This window comes from Piscibacillus halophilus (genome assembly GCF_900110685.1).
Taxonomy (GTDB): domain Bacteria; phylum Bacillota; class Bacilli; order Bacillales; family Alkalibacillaceae; genus Piscibacillus; species Piscibacillus halophilus.
In genome coordinates this window covers 1-6,272 of sequence record NZ_FOES01000072.1, presented here as the reverse complement: position 1 = coordinate 6,272, position 6,272 = coordinate 1, and the positions used below count along the sequence as shown (strand labels likewise).

Genomic DNA, 6,272 nt, shown 5'->3' with positions numbered 1-6,272 from the left:
CAAATGAAAGGATATATCCGAAGCATTAACCAATGGGTTAGACGTAGGATTAGACAAATTATTTGGAAGCGATGGAAAAAGGTTAAAACAAGATATAAAAGTCTTGTTCAGCTTAAAATACCAAAACAAAAAGCTTGGGAATGGGCTAATACAAGGAAGGGATATTGGTGCATAGCATGTAGCCATATACTTCACAGAGCTATTAACAATAAAATTCTCGAGAAAGCTGGTCTAAAAGACTTGAACCAACTTCTCGAGAAAGCACACTCAAACTATTGAACCGCCGTATACGGAACCGTACGTACGGTGGTGTGAGAGGTCGGAGGTTAATCACCTCCTCCTATTCGATTACCTTTCTCTTTTATCATTCCCTCTAAAAAGTGTATAATGGAATAGAAATAACTCCAAGTACAAAAGGAAGGAAAACAATAATGAGTTTATTTGAAAAGATACAATCAAAAGATGAAAAAATCTCAGTCATTGGACTTGGCTATGTTGGCTTACCCTTAGCCGTTGAACTTGCTAAGAAGTACGATGTTGTTGGATTTGATATTAATGAAGAAAAATTAACGAAATATAAAAATGGAATAGATATTACACAAGAAGTGGGAGACGAAGCTCTTAAAGAGACCGCGATGACGTTTACCAACGATGAACAAGAACTTGAAGATTGTAAATTCCATATTGTCTCAGTTCCAACACCAATTAATTCGGACAAGACTCCGAATTTAAATCCAGTTATTGGAGCAAGCAAAACAGTTGGACGCAACCTAACAAAAGGATCCATTGTCGTATATGAATCTACCGTTTACCCAGGAACGACCGAAGAAATCTGCGTTCCAATTCTTGAAGAACAATCAGGCTTAAAGTTCGGTGAGGATTTCAAAGTGGGATATTCTCCAGAACGTATTAATCCTGGTGATAAAGTGAATACGTTAACGAAAATCGTTAAGATTGTCTCAGGTTCTGATGGTGAGACATTAAAAGAAGTAGCAGCGCTTTATAGTTCAATTATTGAAGCTGGTGTTCATGAAGCGGAATCGATTAAAGTGGCTGAAGCTGCGAAAGTTATTGAGAACTCACAGCGTGATATAAACATTGCGTTTATGAACGAACTATCCATGGTCTTTAATAAAATGGATATCCCAACCAAAGCGGTATTAGAAGCAGCGGGTACGAAGTGGAACTTCTTGAAGTTCACGCCTGGATTAGTCGGTGGCCACTGTATTGGGGTCGACCCATATTACTTTACGTACAAAGCAGAACAATTAGGTTACCATTCGCAAATTATTTTATCAGGTCGTAAAATTAATGACGGTATGGGTAAATACGTCGCCTCGAACACGATTAAGAAGATGATTCAGGCTAAACAAAATATTAGCCAATCGAAAGTAGCCGTGTTAGGTATGACATTTAAAGAGAACTGTGCTGACGTTCGAAATACACGTGTCATTGATATTATTGAAGAACTTCGTGATTATGATGTCGATGTTCTAGTTCACGATCCAATTGCGGAAGCTGATGAAGTGAAAAATGAATATGGAATCGACTTGGTTGATGAAAGTGAGCTAAAAGATTTAGATGCGATCATCATTGCAGTGGGGCATGAAACATTTAAAGAATATGATTTTACAACATTTGATTCCCTTTATAAAGATCAAGACAAGAAAGTATTAGTCGATGTAAAAGAAGTATTAGACCGAAAAGCCTTAGAGGCGAAAGGTTATTATTATTGGAGTCTATAAATAAGAAACGGAGTCACATTTAAAGTGACTCCGTTTTTTGATGGTTTTGTTTTTTAAGTTGATTGATTCGGTAATAGTAGTAACCTGCTTTAAGGTTGGCAATCTCACCTAGTGCGAATTCAGTACCAGGTGAGGTGTTAATTTCAAATAAATATGGTTTCCCATTCGGATCTAGACCAATATCAATACCTAATGAACTTAAGTTTTTACCGATTAATTCTTCGATGTGTTCAGGTAGTTCATTCCCAATCTGAATTATTTTTTCTTCAATCTCTTCCCATTGATCTGGATAATTTACTTTAAGGAAAGGCCTTAATTCAGAGACGTACCCACCTTGAGCGACATTTGAAACAACTTTTTGGTTACTAGCAATGCGAACTAAGTTAATCGCTGTTTGCCATTTACCTTCAATATTCTTTTCAAGACGAATTCGAACATCGAAGGGGTTATCGTTTTCATCTCGTGTTTTGATATACTTCTGGCAGATATACTTTTTCTTAGAAACGATGTCATAAAGTAATTTGAAAAAGTCATCATGTGTTAAGGTTTCTTCATTCGTATCGTAAATGACTTTATACTGATCTTTACTTAACTTAGTAACTTGGTAGATATTTTCACCTTTCATTCCTTTACGAGGTTTTAAGATAACTTCAGGATGTTTAGATAAGAATTTCATAATTCTTTCCGGTTGTTGTGTTGTAATATAAGGAATGACAATGTCCTTAAATTTTTCTCCTTCTCTTACTAATCGATATTGTTTCGCTTTTGATCCAATCAGTCCATTAGATAGGGTACTTTTTTGTCTTAAATATTGAACAATATCTTTGTGTTTATACAAGATCGTGTTTACATCATTAAATATGGGTACTTCAACAGTTTCTGGAACCCATTCGTCTTCCTTTAAGACCTTGCCCTTTATTTGGTGGCGATCCATATCCACACCTTTTGGAGTAAAGTAGATCAGAGTTAGTCCATAATGAGCGCATGTCTTAGCTAATAATTTATAGTATTCCTTTGGTTTCCTATTACTTCGCATACATCCAACATACTGTTTGGGTTTACTTTTCTTTTTGAGAATTGATGAAATTGGTAACATAAAATAAAACCTCCTAAGTGGTTACATCGCTTTACTAACCACTCCTGATTTTTCTTCATGATACTGTAGCACTTGATGAGCCCTCGCATGTTTTTTACCATAAATTTCTTCGTCTTTATAAGTATGAATCTCTTCATACATTCTTATAACCTTACTAAATACTGAAAGCTCACTTTCTTGTTGTGGCGGCCAATACATAATATTGAGTTGTACCTTTTCACCCGTTAATAACGAGTTTTTGTTGTAATGAATGTTCTGGGATAATTTAAAGTTTTCACGTTTATAAAATTGTACTCTTTTCTTCGTATCAGGATTAGATTCAATAATTGGTTCAACTTCTAAAATAATGGTTTTCTTTTTTTGCTTTAATTTATTAATAATCTTTCTGCCAATTCCTTTGCCTCTTGATTGACTTGAGACATACACATAGTCAACAAAAATAAAATCTTCGAATTCGGCGAATAGAATAACATGATCTGCGCTGTAATCTAGAAAGTAGCAATGTTGTTTATCTTTTAACAGGGTTTCAATATGCTCTTTAGACTTCATCTCTTCAACGGGAAAATAAGTCCTTAGCATTTTATACCAATTCATGTTTGTTACCTCCTTGATCAGATACCCATGATATACCTCAAATTTATAAAAATAAACGGCTTTAACACTCTCTTAAATAAATCGAAATTGTACCGAAATTTTTGTAAAACATAAAAAAACCTGAGCCCTTCAAAGGACTCAGGTCAATAGTTCGAGTAATATATTTAGTTCTGATCTTCAGTTACTTCTTCATTTTCATTCTCGTTATCTAGTTTTAAGTGTTCTTTTAATGCTTGTTGAGCTTCTAGTAATGACTGTTCATCGGCAATTTGATAACTTGTATTATCAATTCGTTGAGGATATGTTTCAAGATTAATAGATTCTAGATTGTCACGACCGAAGTCTGTTAAATTTTTAAACATTACTAACCCTTCGGATACTTTCATATTAGTCTCAACATGCTTAGCAACGACATCAGTTAAATCGTCAATCTTTGTGACGTTTTTGACATCCATCGCTTTTTCAGATAGGGCTTTAATGACCTCCTGTTGACGTTCACCACGACCGATATCACCGCGAGGATCTTGTTTTCTCATTCGTACGAAGGCTAATGCTTCTTCACCATTGACGTGCTGTTCGCCTTCTTTAAATTCTACATAATATGAATTTGGAGCCATCGTTTTCTGTTCAAAATCAAATGGAACATTGACCGTTACACCATCAAAGATGTCAACAACTTCAATAAATGCATCAAAATTGACTGCTGCGAAGTAATCGATTGGAATATCTAAAAATTCCTCTACGGTATGAATCGTCATTTCTTTTCCACCAAAGACGTGGGCGTGATTGATTTTATCACGGCGATCCATTCCAACAAAGTCAACTAATGTATCACGTGGGATACTTAGCATTTTGGATGTCTGTGATTTAGGATCGTAAGTAACAACCATTAAGGTATCTGTACGTCCATTTTCGCCACCAGTCTCATAATCTTCAATACCCATTAATAGAATGGAAATTGGATCTTTACTCACGGAGACTTCTTTATCACGTTTATCTGATTTATCTCGACCATCTAAGTCGTTGTATGATTCACTTGCCGCTTGTAGTGTTTGATAGACAAAATAAACACCTGCTGATGCGGCTACAAAAAATAATATAAGAAAAGATATTAATACCTTTTTAATTCGCTTTCGTTTCTTGTGTTTTTTAATTTCTTTTCGACCCATCATTAGGATTCCCCTCACCTTAAATATCAGTTAACTATAACATTATAAAATCAAATACTGTCGAATGCAAACGAATAAAGTATTACAGGTTTGAAATAATTATTTTAATCGTATTATGGCTATGCTATTATTACTATAGCTATGTATTGATAGATTGAGGGATGTAAATGAATTTTGTATTATTAACCATCGCATGCGTAACAGCATTTATTATAGCAGTAGCCACAACTCCAATCGTTCGTGTCATCGCGATAAAATTTAATATCGTTGACTGCCCAGATGAACGAAAGATTCATACAATGGAAAAGCCTTATTTAGGTGGAGTGGCGATTTTTATAAGTGTAATGATAACATACCTGATCTTTTGGCCCAATCACCAATATCAAATTGCCATTATATCTGGGGCATTTGTCATGCTTTTGACTGGGTTATTAGATGACAAATATAGTTTAAAACCAGTGGTTAAGTTAGCCGGACAAGGACTTGCAGCACTGATTATTATTTCTTCGGACTTATTAATTGATAAAATTAATATCCCATTCTTTGGTGATATTGAGTTAGGGAACCTCAGTGTGGTTGTAACCATCTTTTGGATTTTAGCAGTTTCAAATGCGATTAACTTAATCGACGGGTTGGACGGGCTAGCAGCAGGAGTAGCAAGTATTGCTTTATTAAGTATTACCATCATGGCGGTTATAGATGGGAATTGGATTGTGGCATTATTATGTACCATGATTTTAGGTGCTAATTTAGGTTTCTTAGTATTTAATTTTTATCCAGCAAAAATTTATATGGGTGATTCAGGCTCACTCTTTTTAGGTTATATGGTTGCTGTTATCTCCATGTTAGGTTTATTTAAAAATGTCGCATTGTTTAGTTTTATCATTCCATTCATCGTATTAGCTGTACCTATTGTTGATACGATTTTCGCGATCATTCGCCGAATGCGAAATGGTGAAAGTATTATGAATGCAGACCGAAAACATTTTCACTACCAATTATTAGATGCCGGTCTAAGTCATAAAGGTGCCGTTATTCTAATTTATGTTTTTAGTGGAATGTTTGGGCTATTAGCTGTATTTTTTAGTTATTCCACAGTCGGGGCATCAATTATAAGTATATTCTTAGTCCTGTTATTAATTCATATCATTGCTGAAATTGTCGGATTGGTCATGGGTGGGAAGCAACCTGTGCTAAATTTCTTGAAGAAATTTGTGAAGGCGAAACCAAAGAAATCTCCTAAGGATTTAGGGTGATCAAATGCCATTGAAATTGAATTCCTGTTACACAAATTTAATATAAATTCCTTTTTAATAATCTTACAAGTTTATAATTATTTAAAAGAGGCTGGGACAAAACCCAGTAAAATAAAAAATCGTGGAAGACATCAAAATTGATGTTCTCCACGATTTTTTTATACTCTTTTTTAATTTTAGATAAACAAAAAGGATCCCCTTTGATAGAATTAAAGTAACCACACCATAACCCCAAAGGAGGATCCTTATGTTTAAACATTATAACATGAATCAAGTGGTTTTGCCTTTAGATTTAGAAATAAAATTAGACAAAGATGATATGGCTTTTGTTGTGAATGATTTAGTCGAACAAATTCCGGAAGAAGCTTTCGCAAGCTTTTCACGCGACACCGGCTGCCCTGCTTATCACCCT

Annotated in this window: 5 protein-coding genes and 2 pseudogenes; 4 read left to right on the top strand and 3 right to left on the bottom strand. The window is 34.8% G+C overall.

Annotated features, from left to right (window positions below; translation table 11 throughout):
• A pseudogene (locus BMY57_RS16215) lies at positions 1 to 279 on the top strand (group II intron reverse transcriptase/maturase); the annotation flags it as partial.
• Positions 280 to 431: 152 nt separating this feature from the next.
• The gene (locus tag BMY57_RS15675; protein WP_091776363.1) at positions 432 to 1,745 is read left to right on the top strand and encodes a nucleotide sugar dehydrogenase; all 1,314 of its coding nucleotides are present in this window, start codon (positions 432 to 434) and stop codon (positions 1,743 to 1,745) included.
• Between the two features lie 19 nt (positions 1,746 to 1,764).
• Here the strand turns inward: BMY57_RS15675 and BMY57_RS15670 are convergent, their stop codons facing one another.
• The 3 genes from BMY57_RS15670 to BMY57_RS15660 all read right to left on the bottom strand — a co-directional run bounded on the left by BMY57_RS15670 (position 1,765) and on the right by BMY57_RS15660 (position 4,604).
• Positions 1,765 to 2,841 carry a YheC/YheD family protein gene (locus BMY57_RS15670; protein WP_091776359.1) on the bottom strand — a complete coding sequence of 359 codons (1,077 nt, stop codon included), beginning with the start codon at positions 2,839 to 2,841 and terminating at the stop codon, positions 1,765 to 1,767.
• Between the two features lie 21 nt (positions 2,842 to 2,862).
• A complete protein-coding gene (locus tag BMY57_RS15665) occupies positions 2,863 to 3,435 on the bottom strand; it encodes a GNAT family N-acetyltransferase (RefSeq protein ID WP_091776356.1) in 573 nt (190 codons plus the stop codon).
• A 164-nt stretch (positions 3,436 to 3,599) separates the two neighbouring features.
• Positions 3,600 to 4,604, bottom strand: a complete 1,005-nt coding sequence (locus BMY57_RS15660) for an LCP family protein (RefSeq protein ID WP_091776353.1) — start codon at positions 4,602 to 4,604, stop codon at positions 3,600 to 3,602.
• A gap of 167 nt (positions 4,605 to 4,771) precedes the next feature.
• Here BMY57_RS15660 and BMY57_RS15655 point away from each other — a divergent pair, with 167 nt between their 5' ends.
• Positions 4,772 to 5,860 carry a glycosyltransferase family 4 protein gene (locus BMY57_RS15655; protein ID WP_091776350.1) on the top strand — a complete coding sequence of 363 codons (1,089 nt, stop codon included), beginning with the start codon at positions 4,772 to 4,774 and terminating at the stop codon, positions 5,858 to 5,860.
• 247 nt (positions 5,861 to 6,107) lie between these two features.
• Positions 6,108 to 6,272 (top strand): annotated as a pseudogene (locus BMY57_RS15980) (IS5/IS1182 family transposase); the annotation flags it as partial.